Source organism: Gemmatimonas sp., from assembly GCF_027531815.1.
GTDB lineage: Bacteria > Gemmatimonadota > Gemmatimonadetes > Gemmatimonadales > Gemmatimonadaceae > Gemmatimonas.
Genome location: NZ_JAPZSK010000013.1, coordinates 24183 through 47325, shown reverse-complemented (window position 1 = coordinate 47325; position 23143 = coordinate 24183). Strand labels below are relative to the sequence as shown.

Below are 23143 nucleotides of genomic sequence, written 5' to 3'. Positions count from 1 at the left end.
ACCGGAGCAGACATGGCCGAAACGGCACGCGAGTACCTGATCCATCGCTTTCGCGGCGACGCGCAGGCGCTGCGCTCCCGCTGTGAGGTGCTGCAACGCGGCACGAAGGTCCCGGGGCCTGACCTCCCCACGTCCCGTCAGATGGCGTCGGCGTGCGATACCGTGGTAGGCCTGCTCGAGGCCATCGCTCCGCACCAGGAATCCGCCGCCGGGTTGTCTGCCCTGGTGGCGCTGATCCCCGTGCTCGAACAGCACGCCAGGGGCCACGCCGCGTCGCCGCCGGTGCGCGCCGTGTTCGCCGGTGCGGCCACCCGCATTCGCGAAGTGGAGGCCGTGGAGCAGCGTGCGGCGCCAGCGGCGGCCGATGCTGGTGACGCTGACGATGGCGATGCTGACGATGGCGATGCTGATGATGGCGATGCTGATGACGACCGGGTGGCATGGGCGAGGGAGGACGACGAGGCATGAGCGGGGCACACGACGTGCCGGATGACAATGTGCCAGCGGCGGCGGGCAAGGTCCGCCTCGACAAGTGGCTGTGGGCCGCACGGTTCTTCAAGACGCGGGCGCTCGCTGCCGACGCCATCGACGGCGGCAAGGTGGACGTGAACGGCGACCGGGCCAAACGCGCCAAGCAGGTGCAGGCCGGCGATGTGGTACGCCTGCGGCAGGGGCCGGTGGAGTGGGTGCTCGCGGTGCGGGACGTGGCGGAGCGCCGCGGATCGGCGGACATTGCGCGCGGTTTGTACGAGGAAACGGCCGACGGGCGTCGCAAGCGCGAGGTCGTGACGGAGCAGCTGCGGCAGATGCCCACGGCGTTCTCGCACGGTGACAGCAAACCCGGAAAGCGCGACCGGCGCGCCCTGCGTCGGCTGAAAGGCGGCACCGACTGGTAGTTGGCGTGGCGCCCCCTCCACGCCCATGGTCGTGGCCACGGCGCACGACACCACGGCCGACGTTGTGCGCGCGCTCGCGCGCCTCAATCCCCCCCCAGAACCGCCTCCGCCCGGTGCACGATGCGCTCCATCGTGTCATCGGGCGTCGTGCTGATCACGGGGCAGCAGCCAGCGGTGCGTTTCGCCGTCTCGACCTCGCCGGACAGCGGGCCGGCGACGACGAGTCGCACTCGGCCATCGCCAAGACACTTGGCGAGTTCGGCGGGGCGGCTGGCGCTGCGCACCTCGTGGCCGCGTTCACGCAGCGCGGCCTCGACGGGCTGGCGCCAGCCGCGATCGGTGCTGAACAGGGCGATCATGCGGCCCTCACCGGCCCGGCCATACGCGGGCTCACGCCGCCGGCACCGCCGCGATGGCGGCAATCTCCACGAGGATGCCGCGCAGCTGCGCCCCCACGACCGCCCGCGTGGGAAATGGCGGCGAGAACACGGTGCGATACACCTCGTTGAATGTCCCCCAGTCGTTTTCGTCCGCGAGATACACCGTGACGCTCACGACATCGGCCAGCGTCGCGCCGCCAGTGCGCAGGATGCGTTCGAGGTTGGCCAACGTCACGCGCGTCTGCTCCTCCACCGTGGCACCCACGATCTCGCCGGTGGCCGGATCGCGCGGCGTCTGTCCGGAGACGAAGAGCAGCTGCGCGCCATTTGCGGTTCGCACCCCCGGAGAGTAAGCTCCCGCTGGCGGGGGCAGGTCTGGAAGAACGACAGGCGTCCATTGGCGCGCAGGTGCCGGGGTGTGCTGGGGTTCGGACATTCTCAGGTTGGCGGAGGTGGGGCGTTGGCAACGTATCTCGAGCAACTCGAGACACCGGTTCCGGTCGTGGATCTCGACCGGGTTGCCCACAATCTGGACCGCATGGCGGCATACGCCACCCTGCACGGGCTGCGATTGCGGCCACATGTGAAGACGCACAAGTCGCCGCGCATCGCCGCCGAGCAGCTACGCCTGGGGGCCGTGGGGCTCGCGTGCGCGACGCTGCGTGAGGCGGAGGTGATGGCGGAGGTGTGCCGCGACCTGCTCGTGGCGTATCCGCCGGTGGGGGCGGCGCGCCTCGAGCGCATGGCGCGGCTACCGTCTCATGTTCGGCTGGCGGTGGCGGCGGACGATGTGCAGGCCCTCGACGCGCTCTCCGTGGCCGCCCGACTTGGCCAGCGTTCGATCGACGTTCTTGTGGAAGCCGATCTTGGCATGCATCGGGTGGGCGTGACCTCGCCGGAGAAGGCGGTGGCCATGGCGCGCCACATTGACCGGGCCTCCTCGTTGCGCTTCGCCGGCCTCCAGTTCTATCCCGGCCATGTGCGGGCGCATGTCAAGGATCAGGACGCGGGGCTGGCGCAGGTGGGGCACGATCTCGCGGCGTACATCGAGGCGCTCACGGCGGCCGGATTGCCGCCGCATACCGTCAGCGGGGGATCCACCCCGCTGGCGTGGCGCATGCACGAGGTGCCCGGCGTGAACGAGGTGCGTCCGGGGACGTACGTGTACAACGACCGCACGACCGCGGAGATCGGCGCCTGCGACTGGGAAGACTGTGCCCTCACCGTGCTCGCCACGGTGGTGAGCGTGTCGGTGAAGGGGCAGGCGGTGGTGGACGCGGGCACCAAGGCGCTGGGTCGTGAACCGCTGCGCGCCGAGGGGGACGGCTACGGCGTGCTGCTCGATCACCCCGATGTGATCGTGTCGCGCATGTCGGAGGAGCATGGGATCCTCGACCTTTCGCGTTCCTCGTGGCGCCCGCGCCTGGGCGATCAGGTGCGCATCGTACCCAACCATGTGTGCATCGTGGTGCACCTCTTCGACGAGATCATCGGGGTGCGCGGCCATGCGGTGGAAACGCGCTGGCCGGTGACGGCACGCGGACGCGACTCCAACCGGGAGCTGGACCGCGCGCCAAGCGGGCCGCGCGCCGTCTAGCCGCGTCGCCGATTCTCCCGTCGCCCGTTCACCCGTCGCCGACTGTGCGAGGCTCAGCGGCGGGCAATGGCCGCCGTCGCCCCGCCCGTCAACACCAGCAGGTCGTCCGCGGACAGCGCGATTTCGAGTCCACGGCGCCCGGCACTCACGTGAATGCGCGGGAAGTGTTGCGCACTGTCGTCGAGCACCAGCGGCAGCCGTTTCTTCTGCGCCAACGGGCTGATGCCCCCCACCACGTAGCCCGTGGCACGTTCCGCGGCCTGAGGGTCGGCCATGCGGGCACGACGGCCACCCACGGTGTCGGCAAGCGCCTTGAGATCGAGCGTGGCACTCACGGGGACGACCGCGCAGGCCAGCCCCACCCCGTCCACGTCGGCCACCAGCGTCTTGAAGACCGACGCGGGGTCGAGCCCCAGAAGAGTGGCGGCCTCGAGGCCGAATGAGGCCGCACGCGGATCGTGCTCGTAGCTGAGCACGTCGTGCGGCACGCCGGATTTCCGGGCGAGAAGGATGGCGGGTGTCACCCATGCACGTTGCACGCGTGCGGTAGCTTTCCGCCATGACCCCCGCTCGCCGCATTCTGCTCGTGGACGCCGACGCGTTTTTCGTGGCGGTGGCACGCCAGGTCGATCCGGAGGGGGCCGGACGCGCCGCCCTGCTCATCGTGGGTGGCCGCCCCGGGTCACGCGGGGTCGTGTGCAGTGCCTCGTACGAGTGCCGCCGCTATGGGGTCCGCTCGGCCATGCCCATTGCGCGAGCGCTGGCGCTTTGCCCCGACGCCCTGTGCGTCCCCGTGCCGCGTGCGGCCTGCAGTGAACGGAGCCGCGCCATCCAGGGGGTGCTCGGGCGGTTTGCTCCCGTCGTGCAGGCCTCCAGCATTGACGAGTGGTATTGCGACCTCGCCGGCACCGAAGCGCTCTATGGCCACGAATCCCTCGCCGACACGGCGCGGCGCATCCGCGAGGCGGTCTTCGAGGCCACGGGATTGTATGTCTCCATTGGCGGCGGCACCTCGCGCCTCGTGGCGAAGATGGCAGTGGAGGTGGGGAAACCGAAGCCGGGGAGCGGTGCCACTGGCGTGCACTGCGTGGCCCCCGGCGAGGAAGCCGAGTTTCTCGGCCGATTCCAGCTGGCGGAACTGCCCATGGTGGGACCGCGGCTGGCAGAGACGCTGGCCCGCATGGGACTGGAGACCGTGCGGGAGGCCCAGCGCTGGCCGGAGGAGGCGCTCGTGAGCCGGCTGGGTGAGCGCACGGGGCGGTGGCTCGCACGGCGGGTTCGCGGTGTGGACGACAGCATCGTGTCGCCCCGGGAGCGCCAGAAACAGGTGAGCCGCGAGGACACCTTCGCCCGCGATCTGGATGACGACGACCTGCTGGAGCGGGAGTTGCTGCGGCTGGCCGTGCGCGTGAGCAGCGACCTGCGTCGGCAGGCGCTGCGAGCGCGCACGGTCACGGTGAAGGTGAAGGACGCGGATTTCCGGGTGCGGTCGGCGCAGCGCACCCTGGGCGGATTCATCGAATCGGAAGGGGCGGTGCTCAAGGCCGCCCGCCCCCTGCTCCGTCAGCTGCGCCGCAAGCGCCGCGTGCCGCTGCGGCTGCTGGGGATCGCGCTGTCGCACTTCGACGACGACGACCGGGGCGCCCCCCTCCCAGCCACCCAGCTTGGGCTGTTCGCCGAGCCGACGGCATCGGCCAGCCCCGGGGTCTCCCGCGGTGGCGGTGGAGAGGGGAAGGGGGAGGGTGGCGAGGGCCTCCCCTTCCCCGACCCCACGGAGTCGGAGCGGGACCGGGCCCTCACCCGGGCACTGGATCGCATCCGGGATCGTTATGGCAGCGAGGCCATTCTTCCGGCTCGGCTGGTGGACCCGGCGCACGAGACGGGGCCAAGGGTGGAAGAATGATCCGGGTCCCACTAGGTTCCCCCCGTTGCGACGGACCAGCTCCCCGGTGGATGGTGCGCCGGCAGGCGCTGGTGCCGCGTGTCGCCGATGGCAATCACAACCTGCTCAGGGTGTCTTCATGAGTGCTCAGCAGTACGATCCGAACAAGTTGGGGTGGGGCGCGGCCCTCGTGACCTGCGTCTTCACGGCGGCGCTCGGTTTCGGCGCGTGGACCATCCACAAGAACACCTACCGTCACCCGCGCGATCCGATGGCGCAGCAGGTGTACTACGAGCGCGATCAGGCCAAGCATGCCGCGGGCGGCGATCACAGTGCCGCCGCCGACCATGGCGGCGGTGGGGATCACGCGCCGGCAGCGGCTCCCGCGGGCGAGAAGCACTAGCCCCAGCGGCCGGTTGCACCGAAGAGAGGCGCCACGTCGTGGCGCCTTTTTTCTTGCGCGTTTTATCTATAGGCTTTTTGAATGTGTTTGCGACTAACATTCGATTTGGATTATGCACCGGGTTTGCGCAGACTACGGCCGTGATAGATCGCACCTGCTGGCGCCGGCGTCCCCCTCCATTCCCCCCATGATCGAAACGCTCAAGGCCAACCTGCTCTCGCCCATTCCCCTGGCTTTCGCGCTGGGCATCTTCGCGCGCCTGGTGAAGAGCGAGTTCTCGCTGCCGAAGGACATCTACAGCGCGCTGTCCATCTACCTCCTGTTCGCCCTCGGCCTGAAGGGCGGCGTGGAGCTTTCACACGCCAGCTTCGCTGCCATCGTCGCGCCCGCGGGGGTGACGCTGCTGCTGGGGTGCATCACGCCGCTGACGGCCTACGCGGCCATGCGGTACGTGGGCCGCTTCAATGCCAGCGACTCCGCCGGGATGGCGGCCCACTACGGGTCGGTGAGCGCCGTGACGTTTATTGCCGCGCAGCAGTTCATGGTGCGCGTGGGAGCGCCGGCGGAAGGGTACATGCCCACGCTGCTCACGCTGCTCGAAAGCCCCGGTATTCACATTGCGCTCGCGATTGGCGCCATTCAGCGCAACAAGCAGCTCATCGCCGCGGGCGGCCACGCGGCCGCTCAGGGAAGTATGAAGGACGTGCTGCACGAGGTGCTCACCGGGCGCACGATGATTCTGCTGGTGGGTGGCCTGATCGTCGGCTTCTTCATGGGTGAAGCCGGGTGGAAGGCCGTATCGCCGTTCTTCGACAGCGGCTTCAAGGGAGCGTTGATGCTCTTCCTGTTGGAGATGGGGGTGGTGGCCGGCGATCGCCTCGGTGACCTCAAGAAGGTGGGGCCGTTCCTGCTGGGCTACGGGATTGTGCTGCCGCTCGCGCACGGCGCGCTGGGCGTGGTGCTTGGTGAGTGGGCGGGGCTGTCGCCGAGTGGCGCGGCGGTGCTTGGCACGATGGCGGCGAGTGCGAGCTACATCGCCGCACCGCCGGCCGTGCGCCTCACCCTGCCGGAAGCGAACCCCACGTACTCACTCACGGCGGCGCTCGCGATCACCTTCCCGTTCAACATCCTCGCCGGTATTCCCCTCTACTACGCGCTCGCGCAGCGCCTTGCCGCCTGAGGTTCCCGTCATGCTCACCTTTCCGTTCAAGCTGGTCACGATCATCGCCGAGCCGGTGCTGGAGCCTCGTATCACGCAGGAGCTTCGCCGCCTGGGGGCGACCGGGTTCACCGTCGTCGAAGGGCGCGGTCAGGGATCGCGGGCGCTGCATGCCGCGGAGATCCCGGGGATCAATGTGCGCATCGAAACCATCGTCCCGCCCGACGTGGCGGAGCGCATCGTCGCCCACATCGCCCGCAGCTACTTCACCGACTACGAGGTGATTGCCTACCTGTCCGACGTCGCCGTGGTTCGCGGTGACAAATACCGCCAGTCCACCCCTACCGGAGGCCTCTGACATGTGCACCTCGAACGTTCCCCCTGCAGCCACACCGTCGCGTCGCGCCTTCCTGCATTCAGCCACGATGGCCGGGGCGGCCTTGCTGGGCGGCGGTGTGGCGTCCGGCGCACTGGCCACACCGGCGTGGGGCCACGGTGCCCCGCGGTCGGTGTCGCACCCGTATGCCGATCCCACAGCGGCGCTCGCGGCGCTGTACGAGGGCAACGCACGATTCGTGCAAGGTCAGGTCATGGCGCCCAACCGCAACATGGCGCGACTCAAGGAAGTGGCGGCCGGCCAGAAGCCCTTCGCCGCCTTTCTTGGCTGCGCCGACTCGCGTGTGCCCATCGAGATCGTCTTCGACCAGGGATTCGGCGACATCTTCGTGACGCGCATCGCCGGCAACGTGGCGGATCCGGCCATCATCGGGTCGCTGGAGTTCGGCACGGAGGTGCTGGGGGCGCAGGTGCTGTATGTGCTGGGGCACACGAAGTGCGGCGCCGTGTCGGCCACCATGGCGGGGACCGAGGTGCCGGGACAGATCTCCACCCTGTACCAGCACATCCGGCGCGCAGCCAAGGAAAGCGGCGGCGACGTGAACCGGGCCATTGCGCGCAACGTCGAGTTGCAGGCGGAGATTCTCAAGGAAGCATCACCGGTGCTTGCACGACGGGTGAAGGCAGGCACACTCGTCATTGCCGGTGGTGTGTATGACCTCGACACCGGCAAGGTGATGCCGGTCTCCGTGTGATGGCGCCGCTCTCCCTCAACACCCTCAACTACCAGCATCTGCTGTACTTCTGGGTGGTGGCGCGCGAAGGAAGCATCACGCGCGCCACGGAAGTGTTGCACCTCACGCAGCCCACCATCAGCACGCAGCTCAAGCAGCTGGAGCGCTCTCTGGGCGCGGCGCTGTTCGACAAGCGCGGGCGCAATCTCGTGCTCACCGAAACGGGGCATCTCGTCTTCCACTATGCCGACGACATGTTCCGCACGGGCCGCGAACTCACGGAAGCGCTTGCGCGCGGTGATGCACGACTCCCCGCCAAACTGGTCGTGGGGATCTCCGACTCGCTCCCCAAGCTCACCACCTGGCGGCTGCTGCGCCCGGCGCTCGACGCCCTGCCGGGGCTACGCCTCACCTGCCGTATCGACAAGACGGAGCGGCTGCTCGCCGACCTGGCGGTGCACGCGCTGGACGTGGTCCTCACCGATACGCCCGCATCGCCGGGGTTGCCCATCACGCTGTTCACGCACCTGCTTGGCGAATGCGGCCTCACCGTGTTCGGCACGGAGGCGCTGGCGAACAAGCATCGACGCAAGTTCCCGGCGTCGTTGGACGGTGCGCCCTTCATCATGCCGACCAGCAACACCGCCATGCGCCGCTCCCTCGACGCATGGTGTGTGGCGCAGGACGTGCGCCCCGACGTGGTGTGCGAGGCCGAAGACGTGGCGCTCCTCCAGGTGTTCGGCCAGGAGGGCATGGGCCTCTTCGCCGCGCCATCGGTGGTGGAGGCGCAGATCCGGCGCGCCTATCATGTGCGTGTGGTGGGCCGACTCCCCGACGTCCGGGAGCGCTTCTACGCCATCAGTGCCGAGCGCAAGCTGGCGCACCCGGCGGTGGTGGCGCTGAGCGAAGCAGCGCGGACGCGGCTGTTCGGGTGAGGTGGTGGGCCGAAGGCCCTACGCCGGCACGGTAAACCAGAACTCGGCCCCCTTCCCCACTTCCGAGTCCACGCCGATCTCGCCGCCGTGGGCCTCGACGATGCCCTTGGCGATGTAGAGGCCGAGCCCCGACCCTGCGCGCAACAGGCGCGGGGCCTGGAAGTAGCGCTCGAAGAGGCGCGGGACGTCGTCGATGGCGACGCCCGGCCCCGTGTCCCGTACGCTGATGCGCAGCATGTCGTCGTGCCGCGCCGCGGCGAGCACGATTTCACCACCGTGCGGCGTGAACCGCACGGCGTTTCCCAGCAGATTGGAGAGCACCTGCTGCAGACGATGGCGATCGGCCAGCAGCACCGGCAGGTCCTCGTCGAAACGGCGCACGAAGCGCAGTGCCGCATCGACCATGACCGGCTCGAACATGTCGGCGCATTCCTTGAGGATCTCCGCCGCGGGCACGCGTCGGCGTTCCACGCGCAGGCGTCCCGCCGAGATGCGCGAGACATCCTGCAGATCCTGAATGAGCCCGTCGGCCTGACGCGCAGCGGCGCGCACCGCCTCGACCTCGTCGCGCGCCATGTGCGCCTGCTCCACCTCGGGGGCGATGGCGTCGACGTCCCGCTTGAGCACCGCCCCGGTGAGCATCACGATGGCATTGACCGGATTGCGCAGGTCATGCGAGACAATGGCGAGCATCTCGTCGCGCTCACGCACGGCGCTGCGCGACTGCTGATACAGCCGGGCATTCTCGAGGGCGAGCGCCGCCAGGCCGGCGAACTGGTCGGCTACCTGCTGCTCCTCGAGCGAGTGCGTGGCCGCGGGGCGGGTGCGCACGAGGTGCAGGGCACCGAGCGCGCGTCCGCCTGCGCGCAGTGGCACGAGCAGCACCGCGCTCACGCCAAGTGATTCGGCGCGCGCGCGCGACGGGGCATCGTGGAAGTTCGCCTTGAGCCAGGCGCCAACATCGGTGATGCGCTGCGCCTCCGCTTCGTGAGCCACCCGTGCACCACTCGTGGGCAGCGGATCGAGCTCGAGCGGCTCCGCCACGCGCGACAGGAGCGCCGCCGTGTCCTCGTGACGCTGCAGGTCCGTGTGCACGGCGGCCGCCCGCCGCATGGCGCCGTCGGGGGTGAGCAGCTCGAGCAGGCTCCATTCCCCAAGCAGCGGTACAGGCAGCTCGGCGATGGTGGCCATCGTGGACTCCACGTCGAGCGAGGCCGCCAGCACCCACCCGGCAGTCGAGAGCAACTTCTGTCGCTCTTCGCTCTTCACGCGTTCACTCACATCACGCAACGTCACCATGAAGGTGCGTTCGCCGTCCATCGTGACGCGGGCAATGGACGCTTCGGCGGGGAACATCTCCCCGTTCCGGCGCAGCCCGGCAATGGCGCGGCGATGGGCCATGATTCGCGCATCCGCCGGACCCTCGGCGAAGGTGCGCATATGGCCGCGATGCACCGCGCGCGCACTCATGGGGAGCAGCCGGTCGAGCGGCTGCCCCAGCATGTCGGCCTCCTGCCATTGAAAGATCTGCTCGGCACCACGATTGAAGCGCACGATGCGGAAGTTGTCATCGAGCGCGATGATCGCGTCGGCGGCAATGTCAACGATCGCGGCAAGCGCCGCGTGAGAATGTGTATTGGTCATACCAGAGCAAGCTAATCAGGATTCATCCAGTCCGTGATTTCACCCTTGCGGGGCGCGGTACCGAGCCGCATGGATGAGAGCGTGCGCCGGGCGATTCTGCCACCCTCATGCGAAAACCCGATTGTCCTTCCCCATATCGCCTCCGCCGCTGATCGCGCTCGCGTTCCTGCTGGCCGGGTTCGCCACGCCGCTCGTGCTGTCGGCCGATCCGTGGCGCGATCGCGTGTGGCTGCTGGGGCTGCTTGTCACCGGGGTGCCGGTGGCGTGGCGTACATTGCGCGGCATGTTGCGCGGCGAGTTTGCCGCCGACGTGGTCGCCATGCTGGCCATCGTGGGAGCGCTGCTGCTGGGGCAACCACTGGCCGGTCTCGTCGTCGTGCTCATGCAGACGGGGGGCGAGGCGCTCGATGCCTATGCGGTCGCGCGCGCCTCGAATGCGGTGGCGGCCCTTGAGGCTGATGCCCCGCGGACCGCGCACCGCGTGCGCAAGGGGCGCGTGGAGGACATCGATGCCGGCATCATCGAACCCGGTGACGCCCTGCTGATTCGCCCGGGGGAGCTGGTACCGGCCGACGGCGTGGTGCTCGACGGCACGTCGCATGTGGACACGTCGCGTCTTACCGGCGAGCCCGTGCCGGTGCGAACGGCGGTCGGTGCCCGACTGCTCTCGGGAAGCGTGAACCAGGAAGGCGCGTTCACCATGCGCGCCGAACGTCGTTCGCAGGAAAGCCAGTACGCGCGCATCGTGGACCTGGTGCGCAGCGCGCAGGCGTCGAAGAGTCCGTTGCAGCGCACCGCCGATGTGTGGGCGGTGTGGTTCACCCCGCTCACCCTGCTGGCCTGTCTGGTGGCGTGGCTGGTGTCGCACGACTGGACACGCGTGCTGGCCGTACTGGTGGTGGCGACCCCGTGCCCGCTCATTCTCGCCGCGCCGGTGGCCATCATTGGCGGCATCAATCGCGCGGCGCGGCGCGCCATCATCGTGCGCCATGGCGCGGCGCTGGAGGGGCTCTCGCGGGTCGACACCGCCGTCTTCGACAAGACAGGAACACTCACCGTGGGCAAGCCCCAGGTGGCGCGGGTGATCGCCGGCGACGGAAGCGACCTGCTCACCGTGCTGGCCAAGGCCGCAGCCGTGGAGCAGGGCTCGGGGCACCTGCTGGCACGCGTGATCGTGGCCGAGGCGGAGGCGCGCGGCGCGACGCTGGCCATGGCCACGGCACTGCACGAAACGCCCGGCCGCGGAGTGACCGGTGAAGTGGCGGGCGAGTGGGTGGTGGTGGGGTCACCGGACTTCGTCCGCGAACGGCTGCAGGAGCGAGTGCCCGCAGCGGCCGGACTGCTCGCGACCATGGAAAGCGACGCGACCGGGCTGCGCGCGTATGTGGCCACCGCGGGGGGCGAAGTGGCGCGCATTGAGTTCGCCGACCAGATACGCCCGGAGCTCGCTCCCATGTTCGAGGCGCTGCGCGCGCTCGGGTTGCGCGACCTGTACCTCTTCTCGGGCGACCGGGAGGAGAATGTGCGCGCCATTGCGGAAGCGGTGGGGATCTCGCAGTTCGCCGGCGGCCTGACGGCCCAGGACAAGGCCTCCCGCGTGAGCGCCATCGAGAAGGGAGGTCGCCGGGTGCTCATGGTGGGCGACGGTACCAACGATGCCCCTTCACTGAGTACCGCCACCGTCGGGGTGGCGCTGGCGGGGCACGGCGGCGGGGTGGTGGCCGAGGCGGCCGACGTGGTACTGCTCGTGGACGACCCGGGGCGTATTCCCGAAGCGGTGGAGATCGGACGGCGGGCGCTGTTCATCGCCCGGCAATCGATTGGCGTGGGACTCGGGCTGTCGCTTGTGGGGATGGGCTTTGCGGCCGCCGGTATGCTCACCCCGGTGGCGGGCGCACTGATCCAGGAAGCGATCGATGTGGCCGTCATCCTGAATGCACTGCGCGCGTCAAGCGGTGCGCGCGCGAGCACCTGACAACGGGCCCACGGGCGCCGGCCCCCTCAGTCCGTGGGCAGTGAGAGACCGTCCGCCACGCAGACCCGTTCTCGGGCATGCTGCTTGGCCTTGTACAGCGCCTTGTCGGCGCGGGACACCCAGTCGGCCACCTCTTCGTGCCCCTCGAGTTGCGCCACGCCCACGCTCGCCCCGATCGCGAACTCCATGTTCTGGTGTGGCGCCGGCATGAGACTGAGCTGCTCCTGCAGCCGCTTGGCCAGCGTCAGCGCCATCTTCCAGTCGGTGTTGAACAGGATCACCGCGAACTCGTCGCCCCCCAAACGGCAGAGTACGTCACTCGAGCGCAGAAACGTCCTGGCGAGGGCCTTACCGAGGTTCACGATGGCCGCGTCACCCGACTGATGGCCGTACAGGTCGTTCACGAGCTTCAGCCGGTCGATGTCGACCATGAGCAGCGCCACCGGCTGCCGCCCGAGGGAATGCATCTGCCGCGCCCGGGACGCCACGATATCGAAGTGCTTGCGGTTGCCCAGCCCCGTGAGCGCATCGGTGGTGCATTCGCGACGGGCCTCCTCCAGCTGCTGACTCAGACCCTCGAGCTTGCGACCGAGGCTCACGTACTGCTCCTGCTGCTGCTCACGACGGGTCCGTAGCGCTCCCTCGATGGCGATCACAGCCCCAAGGACCTCCTGCTTGATGGAACCGGTCTGCATACGCTGCAACGCCGTCTTCGCCCGCTCCATCTGCTGTTCCGTGGTGGCATCCACCGCGTGGTCCACCTGCACGGCCTTGTGCACCGTTTCCACGCAGGCCCAGAGGGCATCACGGAGCTCATTGATGGAGGCCTTGACGTACCGGTGCTCGTCGCGTCGCTGCTCGGTGACGGTGCGGACCACCCCGCTCCAGTCACGTGCCGCCACGCCCACCGACGCGTCGTCGTGCTCGGAGAGCGCGCAGCCCATGGTGGCATGGCGACGCCATCTGGTCAGCTCGCGCGAGAGCTCCTCCCCCGATCGGTCGGGGAGGTCGATGGGATACCGCGACAGGGCCGCCAGGATACCGCCAAGCGCATCGAGCACCAGCCCCAGACCGTCGTCGACCGGAACGGACGGCTCACAACCCGCCACCGGCGCAGCGGCCGGGACGGTCGTGGCCGTCTGCACCGCGGCGTCGGTCACGCCGGTGGCCTGGGTTCCTTCAAACGCCGAGCACGGTTCGGAGCTTTTCTTGAAGAACATGGTGTGGGTGAGGGGCTTCCTGAGGGCTTCGGCACCACACACACAATGCTTGAGGCCGGGGGCGGGCTCCGGCCCGGACTGTCACACGGCGGGCACGTCAGAACTCGTCCGCCGACAGCGCCATGACCGGCGCGCTCCCTGCCTGGATGGCCGTCAGCAGCGCTGCCGTGCCGGGAAGGACGCGCCCGAAGTAGAAGCGGGCGGTCTTGAGCTTGGCCTCGTGGAACCGCCGGTCCTCCGCACCCGCCGCCAGCTGCTGTTGCGAGACCGTGGCCATGCGCAGCCACTGCCACCCCACCGCCGTGTAGCCCATGAGATCGAGATATTCGGTGGCCGCGGCGCCCACTTCATCGGGGTTGGCGAAGCCGCGCTCGGCGAGCAGCATGGTGGCTTTCTGCAGCTGGTACAGCGACGCCCCCAGTGCCTTGGCGAACTCCTCAAGCCCCGCCACCGCCGCGGCGGCATCCACGTCGGTCTTGACCAGCTCGAAGAAGCGCCGCACCAGACGACCGCCCTCCATGGGCAGCTTGCGCCCCACCAGATCGAGCGCCTGCACGGCATTGGTGCCTTCGTAGATTTGCGCGATACGGGCATCGCGCACGTACTGCTCAATGCCGTACTCCTTGATGTACCCGTGCCCGCCGAGCGTTTGCAGGGCGATGTTGGTGTTCTCGAAGCCACGATCGGTGAGGAAGGCCTTGATGACCGGCGTCATGAGCGCCACCAGATCGGCAGCATCCTGCCGCACCGCGGGATCGGGGTGCCGATGTTCGAGATCGATGCGAATACCCACGGCGTACGCCAGCGACCGCATGCCCTCGTTGAGCGACTTGATGCGCAACAGCCCCTTGCGCACGTCCGGGTGCACGAGGATGGGGTCGGCCACGCCGTCCGGGTGCTTGGGACCGGTGAGCGACCGGCCTTGCAGTCGCTCCCGCGCATACGCGCGCGCGTTCTGGTACGCCACCTCCGAGAGCCCGAGTCCCTGCAGCCCCACGGCCAGGCGCGCTCCGTTCATCATGACGAACATGGCGCGCATGCCCTTGTGCGGCTCCCCGACCATCCAGCCCGTGGCCTGATCGAAGTCGAGCACACAGGTGGCACTGGCCTTGATCCCCATCTTGTGTTCCACGCTGCCGCACGTGACCCCGTTGCGGGCCCCCAGCCCACCGTCTGCCGTGGGGAGGAACTTGGGGACCAGGAAGAGGGAAATGCCCTTGGTGCCGCTGGGCGCGTCGGGGAGCTTGGCGAGGACGAGATGCACGATGTTCGCCGTGAGATCGTGCTCCCCGGCGCTGATGAAGATCTTCTGCCCCGTGATGGCATGGGTGCCATCGGCATTCGGCACCGCGCGCGTGGTGAGGATGCCCAGATCAGTGCCCGCGTGCGCCTCGGTGAGACACATGGTGCCGCCCCAGCTGCCATCGATGAGCCGCGGGAGGAACCGCTGCTTGAGCTCCTCCGATCCGTGGCTCATGAGTGCGCTGTAGGCACCATGCGAAAGCCCGGGGTACATGGAGAAGGAGAGATTGGCCGAGCAGAGCAGCTCCTCCATGACGAAGCGCACCATTTCGGGGAGCCCGGTGCCACCGTACGTCGGCTCGGCGCTGATCGCGGTCCATCCGTCGGCGGTATAGCGCTGGTACGCCTCCTTGAACCCCGCGGGGGTGGTCACGATGCCGTTCGCGAGATGGACCCCCTCGGCGTCGCCGCTCTGATTGAGCGGAAAGAGCACCTCTTCGCAGAAGCGGGCCCCGCCGCGGAGCACTTCGTCGATCATCTCCGGCGTGGCCTCCTCGAACCCGGGGAGCGCGGCGAGCTGGCCAATGTCGTGCACGTCGTGCAGGAGATAGCGGATGTCGTCGAGCGGCGCGTGGAAAGCGGGCATGGACTGGACTCGGGAAAGAGGTGAATGGAAGCTGCGCCCCGGATCACGCGGCGGCAAGGGGTTTTGCGACGGTAGCGTCATGTTTATGCCGTGGGGGCCATGCCCCGACGGCGCACGCGGTCTTGAGCGCGTCCTGTCCCGGAACCGGCCGCCGCCCCGCCCCGTACCGGTTAATGTGTAGCAGTCCGTACGCTCGCCTTCCCCGGAGCCCCCTCTTATGAAGCAGTTCTTTGCGGCGCTGGCCGCGAATCTCGTCACGATTGCCGTGTGTGTGGTGGTCGGCCTGCTACTGATCGCCGGCATTGCCGCATCCGCCGGATCACGACCGGCCACCGAGGTGCGGCAGGGGGCGGTGCTCATCATCGACCTCGACCGTCCGCTCTCCGACCAGCCTGCGCATCCTGAACGGCGCGGGTTCTTCGATGACGCCTTCGAGCCTGGCGGCACGGCGCTGCCGCTCCGCTCGGCGCTGGTGGGGGTGCGCGCCGCCATCGACGACGATCGCATCAGCGGCATTCTGCTGCGCGGTACCGTCACCGGCGACGGCACCCGTTCCGGCTACGCCGCGCTGCGCGAGTTGCGCGAAGCGCTCGTGGCCTTCGCGGCGAAAAGGAAGCCGGTGCACGCGTACCTCGTGAATCCCGACGCGGCCACGTACTACGTGGCGTCGGCGGCGACCACGATTACGCTCGACCCGTTCGGCTCGCTGCTGCTGCCGGGACTCGTGTCGGAGCAGCTCTTTCTCACCGGGTTGTTTGAGAAGTACGGCGTGGGCGTGCAGGTGAGCCGCGTGGGGCGCTTCAAGGCGGCGGTCGAACCATTCACGCGCCGGGACATGAGCCCCGAAAACCGGCAGCAGGTGGCGTCGTACCTTGGCGACCTGTGGAGCGAGGTGAAGCGCGGCATCGCCCGCACACGCGGTATGGACACGCTGGCGTTGCAGACCTTGGTCGACGCCCAGGGCATCATTGCACCGGCGGAGGCGCAGTCCGCCAGGCTGGTCGATCGGGTGGCCTATTTCGACGTGGTCCTGACCGACCTGCAGAAGATGGCGGGAGTCGCGCCCGCCGACAGCGGCAGCGCCGCGGCAGAAGGAGCCGACAGCAGCCGCGCGGCCCGTCTGGCGGCCGCCCTCGACCAGCCGACGCTGCCGCAGATCACGATCGACAACTATGCGCCGATCGCGGTGGCGAAGGAACGGCTCGTGGGGGCCAGCCAGGCGATTGCCATCGTGTACGCCGAAGGGGACATCGTGGACGGTGAGGGCGGAGCCGGCCAGATCGGCGGCATGTCCTTCAGTCGCGAGCTGCGGGCGCTGCGCAGCGACCGCAAGATCAAGGCGGTGGTGCTGCGCGTGAACAGCCCCGGAGGCAGCGCGGTGGCTTCGGAACAGATTCAGCGGGAGCTCACCCTCATGGCGAAGGTGAAGCCGGTCGTGGTGTCGATGGGGTCGCTGGCCGCGAGCGGTGGGTACTGGATCAGCACGGCGGCATCGCGCATTTACGCCGAACCCAACACCATCACCGGGTCGATCGGCGTGTTTGCGCTCGTGCCGAACATCCAGGCGCTGGCCAACCGGCAGGGCGTCACGTTCGACACGGTGAAGACGGGGCGCTATGCCGACCTCTTCACCATTGCGCGTCCGCGCACCGAGGCGGAACTCGCCGTGTTGCAGCGCGGCACCGACATGGTGTACGACGCCTTCCTGCAGCGGGTGAGCACAGCGCGCGGGCTTCCACTCGATTCCGTACGCGGTCTGGCCGAAGGGCGGGTGTGGTCCGGGGTGCAGGCGCATCGCCTGGGGCTCGTGGACTCCCTGGGCAGCCTGCAGGATGCCGTGAAGGCGGCGGCAGCGCGGGCGAAGCTGACCGGTGACTACGACGTGCGCGAGTACCCGCACGTGAAGACCGCCACCGAGTGGCTGTCCGACCTGGTGGAGGACAAGCCCACGCCGGTGGCGGCACAGCTCGATGCCGCGGTGCAGCAATTGGGGGCGCGCGGGGCGGCGGCCGAGCTCGTGCGTGACATCACGCGCGAACTCGGCGCGCTCATGGCCTACAACGATCCGCGCGGCGTGTACGCGCGGATGCCCTTCATCCTGCGGGTGCGCTAACCGGCTGCGCTCACCCGCGAAGCGCGGTCAGTCGGCAATGACCGGCGTGGACCACGCGCCGTAGGTGACCTTGCGGTGGGTCTCGAGGCGGCGCGCCTGTGCTTCCCACGTGGCCAGTTCGGCGCGCGCCCCCGCGAGGTGCGCCGCGGCCTTGGCAATGCACGGCGCGATCCCGCGCGCCTGCACATCGGCGAGCGCCCATTCGGCGGCCTTCACACGCGCGCGCGCAATGGCCATCTGGTCCACGCAGCGCGTCGCGTGATAGCTGCTCCAGGCGTCGACCGGACGGTCATCGTCGAAGCCGTAGAGCGCCCAGATACCGTCGGTGGTGGGAATGGCATCGAGGAGAAAGCCGTCGAAGTCTTCGGGGATGGACAGCGCGCCGTCGGTGCTGTGCATGCTCATGGGGTGGGGTCGTTGAGGTGAGCGGAACAGATGGTGTGTTGCGACACCATAGCTCAAGCCGGCGCGTTGGCTCCACGGTTCCCGTGTTGGCTCAATGGCGTCCGTGAATCCGGCTCCGCCCCCGACTTCCTCGCGCCCTGCCGCTCACCGCCACTGGAGACTGGTCAGGACGGTGAGGCGGCGCGGCAGCCCCGGCTCGAAGAAACGATTGCGCGTGGCATTGATCACGAGGCTGCCGGCATGGCGCCGATCGAAGGCGTTTTCGAGCGACACGGTGGGCTGCAGGCGGACGCTGCCCACGACGGCATCGAGTCCGGCGCGCCAGTTCCACACCGCGTAGCCGGCAGCGGTCACCGTACCGCCGTCGTTCGCGCTGGCCGACGACGCCGCGGTGACTTCGACACTGCTCCAGAGCGGGCCACGCCGTGCGGTACCGAACGCCTGCAGGTAATGCGCGGGCACGCCGGGAATGGCTTTCCCGGCAAAGGAGGTGTTCCCCACGACGTAGCGGTCAAAGCGGAAGCGCGACCAGGTGTACGCCGCTCCCGCCTCGAACGCCTGCCATGCGGCGCGCACACTGGTTTCCGCACCCGTACGGGTGGAGCGGCCGGCATTGCGGAAAGCCCGGCGCCCCGGCTGATTGGGCACGTCGAAGGGCACCAGCTCATCGAGCACGACGGCGCGGAAGAGCGCCAGATCGGCGCGCACCCGACCGCCCAGCAGCGCCTGCGCGCCCATCTCCGACGTTCGTGTGCGCTGTGGTTCGAGCGTCGCGTTGAGTCCTGCCGCGCCCGTTTCCTGATTCGTGAGTTCGGTGATCGTGGGCGTTTCGAAGGCGGTGGAGAGGTTGCCGTACAGCGACCACTGCGGACGGACGCGCCAGACCAGCCCCAGCATGGGGCTCACCGCCTGCAGCGACCGATCGCCGGAATCGTCGGCGTTGCGCGGCGTGATGAAGCGATCGCGCACACGGAACTGCACCTGATCGTGGCGCAGCGCGGCACTCGCAAGCAGGCCGTGCGGCGCTTCCACTTCGACGCGCCCATACGCCCCCACGCTGGCGGCGCGCTCCTGCTGATCGAGCCGCGTGGCCCCGCGCTCGGTGCCGGGCTGCGGACAGAGCGCCGTGGCCGGTGCCGCCGCGGCAACGGCGGCGCAATTCTCGTAGTTGTAGCGCTCGTCCAGCACCCGTTGCGCATCGACACCCGCCCCCAGACGCACCGGCCACGCGAGCCGTGCCACGCGCCACGCGCCGTGCACTCCTCCGCCCATCACCTTCCGGTCCACCGCCACCATGGCAAACGGGAGCGGATTGTCGAGCGTGCGGGCACTCGTGAAGAGCGAGCCGCGTACCGTGCCGCCCGCCACCTCCCGTTCGCCGAGCAGCGCCAGCTGCGTCTGCACCACGGCCTTGCGTGACCGCCGTGTGATGTTGAGCGAGTCGGGGAGGCGCGGATCGCGCGCCAACTCCTCGGCCGTGAGCGCGCCGGTGTTCTCGGCACGCGGGGCGTCGTAGTGCGTGGCCTGCAACTCAAGGCGCGTCCCCGCCACGGTGGCGAGGCCGCGCGCGAAGAGGCTCGACGCATCGAGCCGCGACCAGCGTCGCGGTCCGTCGCCCTGGGTGCGGGTGGCCGACAGCAGCCAGCCGGCGCGTTGCCACCACCCGGTACTGTCTGCCTGACTGCCCGACAGCTGCAGGTTGCCGCGCTGCACCCCCCCGCCGTCCCACACGCGCGCCTGCGCCGTGAACGGCACCGCCGCCGGCGCGCGCGACCGCATGTCGATCACGCCGCCGGCCGCATTGCCATACAGCGCGGCGGCCGTACCGCGCACGATGTCGATACGGTCGATGGTCTCGAGGTCGATCCAGTCGGTGGGCGTCTGCCCGTCGGGAAGCGATACCGGCACGCCGTCGCGCAGCACGCGCACGCCACGCACCCCGAAGGCCGAGCGTGCACCGAAACCACGGATGGCGATGCGCTGGTCCTGCGACGGATTGGCGCGATCCTGTACCTGCACACCGGGGACGGCCAGCAGCAGTTCATTGGCGCCGGTGCGTCGCAGTGCCGGCCGCGCCGACAGCGGAGCGGTGGAAAGCGCGAAGGGCAGTTCGAAGGGCGTCCGTTCGACGTCGCGGGTGACACTCACCCGCAGGGAGCGCAGCGCTTGCGCACGGTCGCGCCGCAGGGAGTCGGCGGCGGGGCGGGATTGGGCCGAGAGGTCGGCGCTCTGGCCCAGGACCGCCACCAGCAGCAGCCCGCGAACGAATCGGAACGGAGAGGATCGGAGCACTCTCCGATCTATCGCCGCGGGTGGACGGAGGGAATCCCCGTTCGGTGACTATCGTGCGCCGGTGCTGCAGCTGGGCGGCCGTTCAAGCGGCCCCTCGTCGAACAGCTCCCCCGTGCGGGAACAGACGATCCCGGTCTGGGTGTCACGTACCTTGATGAACCAATGCGACGGGGAGGCGTTGGAGGCGAGCACCCGATGCGACATGGGCAGGGCCATTCCCTGCGCCTTGAGCTCCGGCCAGGTGGCGAAGCGCTGATTGATGAGCCGGAACGCGGTCTGCTGATCGTACACGCGGGTCAGGGTGCCCGTCACCTGACCGACGCTGCGGTCGGTGCGCGCGTTGCCGTTTACCTGTAGGCCGACCGCGGCCACCGTGAGCAGCAGGAAGGCCACGACCACGCTGCTCACCAGCACCTGATCCCGGTCGACGTGCCTCGTGGCGGGCGGACGCGCCGGTGCGCTCGCAACCGGCGACTTCGCCGCGCCCCCCGGGCGGGGTACGGGTTTCCCTGATGCGGGCTCCGTGCGGGCACTTAGCGTAGACGACGCCGTCCCACGGCCACGCGGGTCCGGCGGCATCCCACCCTTCGCCGGTGCGCCACGCCCCAACGGCGGCAGCGGCGCCGCGCCCAGAGGACGCTGCGCCTGCAGCATCCGACTGGCGGCCAGCGTCGAGGGGCGACGGCGGGGCGGTGGACTGGGCATTTCACTCATTGTACAAATTGGACGAACGGCAGACCATGGCGGTCGCGCCGTGGAGCGTCACGGCCTCGGCATTGTTGTGAACATCCCCAGCATCGCACGATTCGTCACCAGCCCCTCGGCGTTCCCTTTCGCCCCTTTAGCTTGTTGCCATGTACTTCCGCCAGTTCTACGACACGTCGCTCGCCCAGGCGAGCTATCTCATCGGCTGTCAGGCCACCGGTGAGGCCATCGTGGTGGATCCGCTGCGCGATCCCCGCCCCTACCTCGACGTCGCGGCACGCGAGGGGCTGCGCATTACGCACGTGACGGAAACGCACATCCACGCCGATTTCATTTCGGGGGGGCGCGAACTGCGCGCCGCGACCGGCGCGCGGCTCTTCCTGTCCGCTGAAGGCGGCGCCGACTGGCAGTACGCGTTTGCGGCACACGACGGGGCGACGCTGCTCCACGACGGGGATGTGATCATGGTGGGCAACATCCGGCTCGACGTGCTGCATACACCGGGGCACACCCCCGAACATCTGAGCTTTGTCGTCACCGATACACCACGCGCGGCGGGCCCCATGGGCGTGCTCACGGGCGACTTCGTGTTCGTGGGCGACGTGGGAAGGCCGGACCTGCTCGAAAAGGCCGCCAAGGTGGCGAACACGATGGAAGCCGGGGCCCGCACGCTGTTCCATTCACTTGAGCGATTCCGCGCCCTTCCCGACCACCTGCAGGTGTGGCCGGGACATGGCGCCGGGTCGGCCTGCGGCAAGGCGCTGGGCGCGGTACCATCGAGCACGGTGGGCTACGAGAAGCGCGCCAACTGGGGGGTCGCGACCACCAACGAGGGCGAGTTCGTGCGGATGGTGCTGGAGGGGCAGCCAGAACCCCCGCGCTATTTTGCGGACATGAAGCGGATCAACCGTGACGGGCCACCGGTGCTGGGTCCGCTGTCGCCGCTGCCGCAGCTTTCGGCCGGCGAGGGCGCCGCGCTGCTGGCGCGCTCGGCGCTGTGGCCGATCGATCTGCGCCCCGTCGCGGCTTTCGCCGCGCGACACGCCACGGGCAGCCTCTCCGTGCCCTACGGGCGCAGCTTCAGCACCTGGGTGGGTTCGCTGGTGCCAGTGAGCGCGCCGCTGCTACTGCTGGCGCCGCCGGGAGAGGCGGTGGGAGCGCTTGTGGAGGCGGCCCGCCACGATCTGCGGCAGATCGGCTTCGACGGAATCGTGGGGTGGGTGGACGCCGACGCGCTGCTCACGCTCCTCGACGCCAGCGGCAGCCTCGCCGTGCCGCTGCCTCAGCAGGCCATCACCTCCGCGGCCGTTCGCGACGGGTCGCTTCCGGTGATCGATGTGCGCGGGCGCACCGAGTGGGAGGGCGGCCACCTGCCCCACGCCGTGCACATTCCGCTTGGCGAGTTGGCTGAGCGCGTGCACGAGATTCCCGCAGGCGCCGTGGGGGTTCACTGCCAGGCGGGGGCCCGCTCGGCGATCGCCACCAGTCTGCTGCACCGCTTGGGGCGCACGAACGCCATCGACCTGCAGGGCGGCTACGCGGCGTGGGTACGCGCCGCGCCGGGGAGCTAGTGCTCCGCGTGGTCAGCCGGTACGGCTGACCACGTTTTTGCACGTCCTACCACCAAAGAATCGACGAAATGACGCCCAGATGACACCGCCTCACGAATTATGTTGCCGTCGGGAGTACCGACCGCGTCGCGGTAATGAGCGCGCTCTGACGGGGCAGCAGACTGCAGTCGACTGAGTGAATGAATGCCAATGCGTTTCCCCGAGCCGGCGGGATGGCGCCGGGTCAAGGGGGCGCAGGCTCAGTTGGCGCGCGACGCAATCAGGTGCCGCAGCAGCTCCGCGGCGGCACCGCGCTGGCGCGTCGTGCCCACACGAATTCCGTCGACACAGGCGAGCATCCGGTGCAGCCGCGCGTCACGGGTCACCACCTTGGTGAGGCCGTTGAAAAGGGGCACGAGCGTTTCGCCGCGCACCGCCCCCCCCTCCATGGGCCAGACGAGCGTCCGCACCGCCTCATCAGCGCCAAAGACCGCGGCGAGGTCCGGATGGGCCCCGGCGGTGGGAAGCCCTACCCGCTCGGGGCCGTGCACCGCTGGAAACGCGTAGCGCGCGCCGTGCACGAGGAATTCGTGCAAGGCCGGTTCGGCCACGGTGCGGCTGCCTGGACCGCAGATGCCCGCGTGCTGCAAGCGAGCTACCGAGCGGTGTACGGCGCTGGTGCTGGTCGCCAGGGCAATCGCGAGCGGCTCGTAGCGGTCTTCAGGCACGAGAACCAGACGGAGAGCGACAGCGATGTCGAACGGCCGGAGCGAAGGTTGCGAAGGCACGAGCGTCGGGGACGAGGTGACAGGGCGAAGCGGACGTTACAGTGTACATTCGGCTTTCCCAATTGTGATTGCGGTACAAAACGTGCCGTCCCGCGAATACACCTTTACACACCTGTATTGCACCGTTTGCGTCTATTATGTACGGTTGGGACCGATTCCGCTAAAGTCGACTCAATCCCGCCTCGTCCTCCCCGAACGGGATGGTGCGCTCACGCCACCAAACCGCTGGCGCAGCGTATCC

The 23143-nt window shown here is 69.1% G+C and carries 22 protein-coding genes; 12 read left to right on the top strand and 10 right to left on the bottom strand.

Annotated features, from left to right (window positions below):
- Positions 1 to 12 precede the first annotated feature (12 nt).
- Positions 13 to 468: a hypothetical protein gene (locus O9271_RS15310; protein ID WP_298271526.1), complete on the top strand. Its 456-nt coding sequence runs from the start codon at positions 13 to 15 to the stop codon at positions 466 to 468.
- A complete protein-coding gene (locus O9271_RS15305; RefSeq protein WP_298271523.1) occupies positions 465 to 896 on the top strand; it encodes a S4 domain-containing protein in 432 nt (143 codons plus the stop codon). The genes O9271_RS15310 and O9271_RS15305 overlap by 4 nt, the downstream gene beginning before the upstream one ends.
- An 83-nt stretch (positions 897 to 979) precedes the next feature.
- Here the strand turns inward: O9271_RS15305 and O9271_RS15300 are convergent, their stop codons facing one another.
- Positions 980 to 1255 carry a hypothetical protein gene (locus O9271_RS15300; protein WP_298271520.1) on the bottom strand — a complete coding sequence of 92 codons (276 nt, stop codon included), beginning with the start codon at positions 1253 to 1255 and terminating at the stop codon, positions 980 to 982.
- A gap of 31 nt (positions 1256 to 1286) precedes the next feature.
- Positions 1287 to 1649 (bottom strand): Rid family hydrolase, encoded by a 363-nt coding sequence (locus O9271_RS15295; RefSeq protein ID WP_343213928.1) that lies wholly within the window; start codon positions 1647 to 1649, stop codon positions 1287 to 1289.
- 87 nt (positions 1650 to 1736) lie between these two features.
- On the opposite strand from O9271_RS15295, the gene O9271_RS15290 reads away from it, so the two are divergent.
- A complete protein-coding gene (locus O9271_RS15290; RefSeq protein WP_298271516.1) occupies positions 1737 to 2873 on the top strand; it encodes an alanine racemase in 1137 nt (378 codons plus the stop codon).
- A gap of 53 nt (positions 2874 to 2926) precedes the next feature.
- On the opposite strand, the gene ybaK is transcribed toward O9271_RS15290, so the two are convergent.
- On the bottom strand, positions 2927 to 3397 hold the full coding sequence (gene ybaK / locus O9271_RS15285; RefSeq protein WP_298271514.1) for a Cys-tRNA(Pro) deacylase: 471 nt from the start codon (positions 3395 to 3397) through the stop codon (positions 2927 to 2929).
- A 35-nt stretch (positions 3398 to 3432) separates the two neighbouring features.
- Here ybaK and O9271_RS15280 point away from each other — a divergent pair, with 35 nt between their 5' ends.
- The 6 genes from O9271_RS15280 (at position 3433) to O9271_RS15255 (ending at position 8322) form a co-directional block, all read left to right on the top strand.
- Complete coding sequence (locus O9271_RS15280) at positions 3433 to 4776, top strand: DNA polymerase IV (RefSeq protein ID WP_298271512.1); 1344 nt, start codon at positions 3433 to 3435, stop codon at positions 4774 to 4776.
- A gap of 118 nt (positions 4777 to 4894) precedes the next feature.
- The gene (locus O9271_RS15275) at positions 4895 to 5158 is read left to right on the top strand and encodes a hypothetical protein (RefSeq protein WP_298271509.1); all 264 of its coding nucleotides are present in this window, start codon (positions 4895 to 4897) and stop codon (positions 5156 to 5158) included.
- Positions 5159 to 5345: 187 nt separating this feature from the next.
- The gene (locus O9271_RS15270; protein ID WP_298271506.1) at positions 5346 to 6338 is read left to right on the top strand and encodes a sodium-dependent bicarbonate transport family permease; all 993 of its coding nucleotides are present in this window, start codon (positions 5346 to 5348) and stop codon (positions 6336 to 6338) included.
- A gap of 10 nt (positions 6339 to 6348) precedes the next feature.
- Positions 6349 to 6675, top strand: a complete 327-nt coding sequence (locus tag O9271_RS15265) for a hypothetical protein (RefSeq protein WP_298271504.1) — start codon at positions 6349 to 6351, stop codon at positions 6673 to 6675.
- Between the two features lies 1 nt (position 6676).
- On the top strand, positions 6677 to 7408 hold the full coding sequence (locus O9271_RS15260; protein ID WP_298271500.1) for a carbonic anhydrase: 732 nt from the start codon (positions 6677 to 6679) through the stop codon (positions 7406 to 7408).
- Positions 7408 to 8322 (top strand): LysR family transcriptional regulator, encoded by a 915-nt coding sequence (locus tag O9271_RS15255; protein ID WP_298271497.1) that lies wholly within the window; start codon positions 7408 to 7410, stop codon positions 8320 to 8322. Before O9271_RS15260 ends, O9271_RS15255 begins: the two co-directional genes overlap by 1 nt.
- 18 nt (positions 8323 to 8340) lie before the next feature.
- Here O9271_RS15255 and O9271_RS15250 read toward each other — a convergent pair whose 3' ends face one another.
- Positions 8341 to 9966 carry an ATP-binding protein gene (locus tag O9271_RS15250; protein ID WP_298271494.1) on the bottom strand — a complete coding sequence of 542 codons (1626 nt, stop codon included), beginning with the start codon at positions 9964 to 9966 and terminating at the stop codon, positions 8341 to 8343.
- Between the two features lie 121 nt (positions 9967 to 10087).
- Here O9271_RS15250 and O9271_RS15245 point away from each other — a divergent pair, with 121 nt between their 5' ends.
- Positions 10088 to 11941 carry a heavy metal translocating P-type ATPase gene (locus O9271_RS15245; protein ID WP_298271492.1) on the top strand — a complete coding sequence of 618 codons (1854 nt, stop codon included), beginning with the start codon at positions 10088 to 10090 and terminating at the stop codon, positions 11939 to 11941.
- A gap of 26 nt (positions 11942 to 11967) precedes the next feature.
- On the opposite strand, the gene O9271_RS15240 is transcribed toward O9271_RS15245, so the two are convergent.
- Together O9271_RS15240 and O9271_RS15235 are read right to left on the bottom strand one after the other, a co-directional pair.
- The gene (locus O9271_RS15240; RefSeq protein WP_298271489.1) at positions 11968 to 13101 is read right to left on the bottom strand and encodes a GGDEF domain-containing protein; all 1134 of its coding nucleotides are present in this window, start codon (positions 13099 to 13101) and stop codon (positions 11968 to 11970) included.
- A 157-nt stretch (positions 13102 to 13258) separates the two neighbouring features.
- A complete protein-coding gene (locus O9271_RS15235) occupies positions 13259 to 15049 on the bottom strand; it encodes an acyl-CoA dehydrogenase C-terminal domain-containing protein (protein WP_298271486.1) in 1791 nt (596 codons plus the stop codon).
- Between the two features lie 217 nt (positions 15050 to 15266).
- Here O9271_RS15235 and sppA point away from each other — a divergent pair, with 217 nt between their 5' ends.
- Positions 15267 to 17162: a signal peptide peptidase SppA gene (sppA, locus tag O9271_RS15230; protein ID WP_298271484.1), complete on the top strand. Its 1896-nt coding sequence runs from the start codon at positions 15267 to 15269 to the stop codon at positions 17160 to 17162.
- Between the two features lie 27 nt (positions 17163 to 17189).
- Here sppA and O9271_RS15225 read toward each other — a convergent pair whose 3' ends face one another.
- The 3 genes from O9271_RS15225 to O9271_RS15215 all read right to left on the bottom strand — a co-directional run bounded on the left by O9271_RS15225 (position 17190) and on the right by O9271_RS15215 (position 20267).
- Positions 17190 to 17567 (bottom strand): hypothetical protein, encoded by a 378-nt coding sequence (locus O9271_RS15225; RefSeq protein ID WP_298271482.1) that lies wholly within the window; start codon positions 17565 to 17567, stop codon positions 17190 to 17192.
- Positions 17568 to 17711: 144 nt separating this feature from the next.
- Complete coding sequence (locus O9271_RS15220) at positions 17712 to 19859, bottom strand: TonB-dependent receptor (protein ID WP_298271480.1); 2148 nt, start codon at positions 19857 to 19859, stop codon at positions 17712 to 17714.
- Positions 19860 to 19907: 48 nt separating this feature from the next.
- A complete protein-coding gene (locus O9271_RS15215) occupies positions 19908 to 20267 on the bottom strand; it encodes a hypothetical protein (RefSeq protein WP_298271478.1) in 360 nt (119 codons plus the stop codon).
- A 446-nt stretch (positions 20268 to 20713) separates the two neighbouring features.
- Here O9271_RS15215 and O9271_RS15210 point away from each other — a divergent pair, with 446 nt between their 5' ends.
- A complete protein-coding gene (locus O9271_RS15210) occupies positions 20714 to 22135 on the top strand; it encodes an MBL fold metallo-hydrolase (protein ID WP_298271476.1) in 1422 nt (473 codons plus the stop codon).
- A gap of 239 nt (positions 22136 to 22374) precedes the next feature.
- Here O9271_RS15210 and O9271_RS15205 read toward each other — a convergent pair whose 3' ends face one another.
- Complete coding sequence (locus O9271_RS15205) at positions 22375 to 22842, bottom strand: hypothetical protein (protein ID WP_298271474.1); 468 nt, start codon at positions 22840 to 22842, stop codon at positions 22375 to 22377.
- Positions 22843 to 23143: the final 301 nt, after the last annotated feature.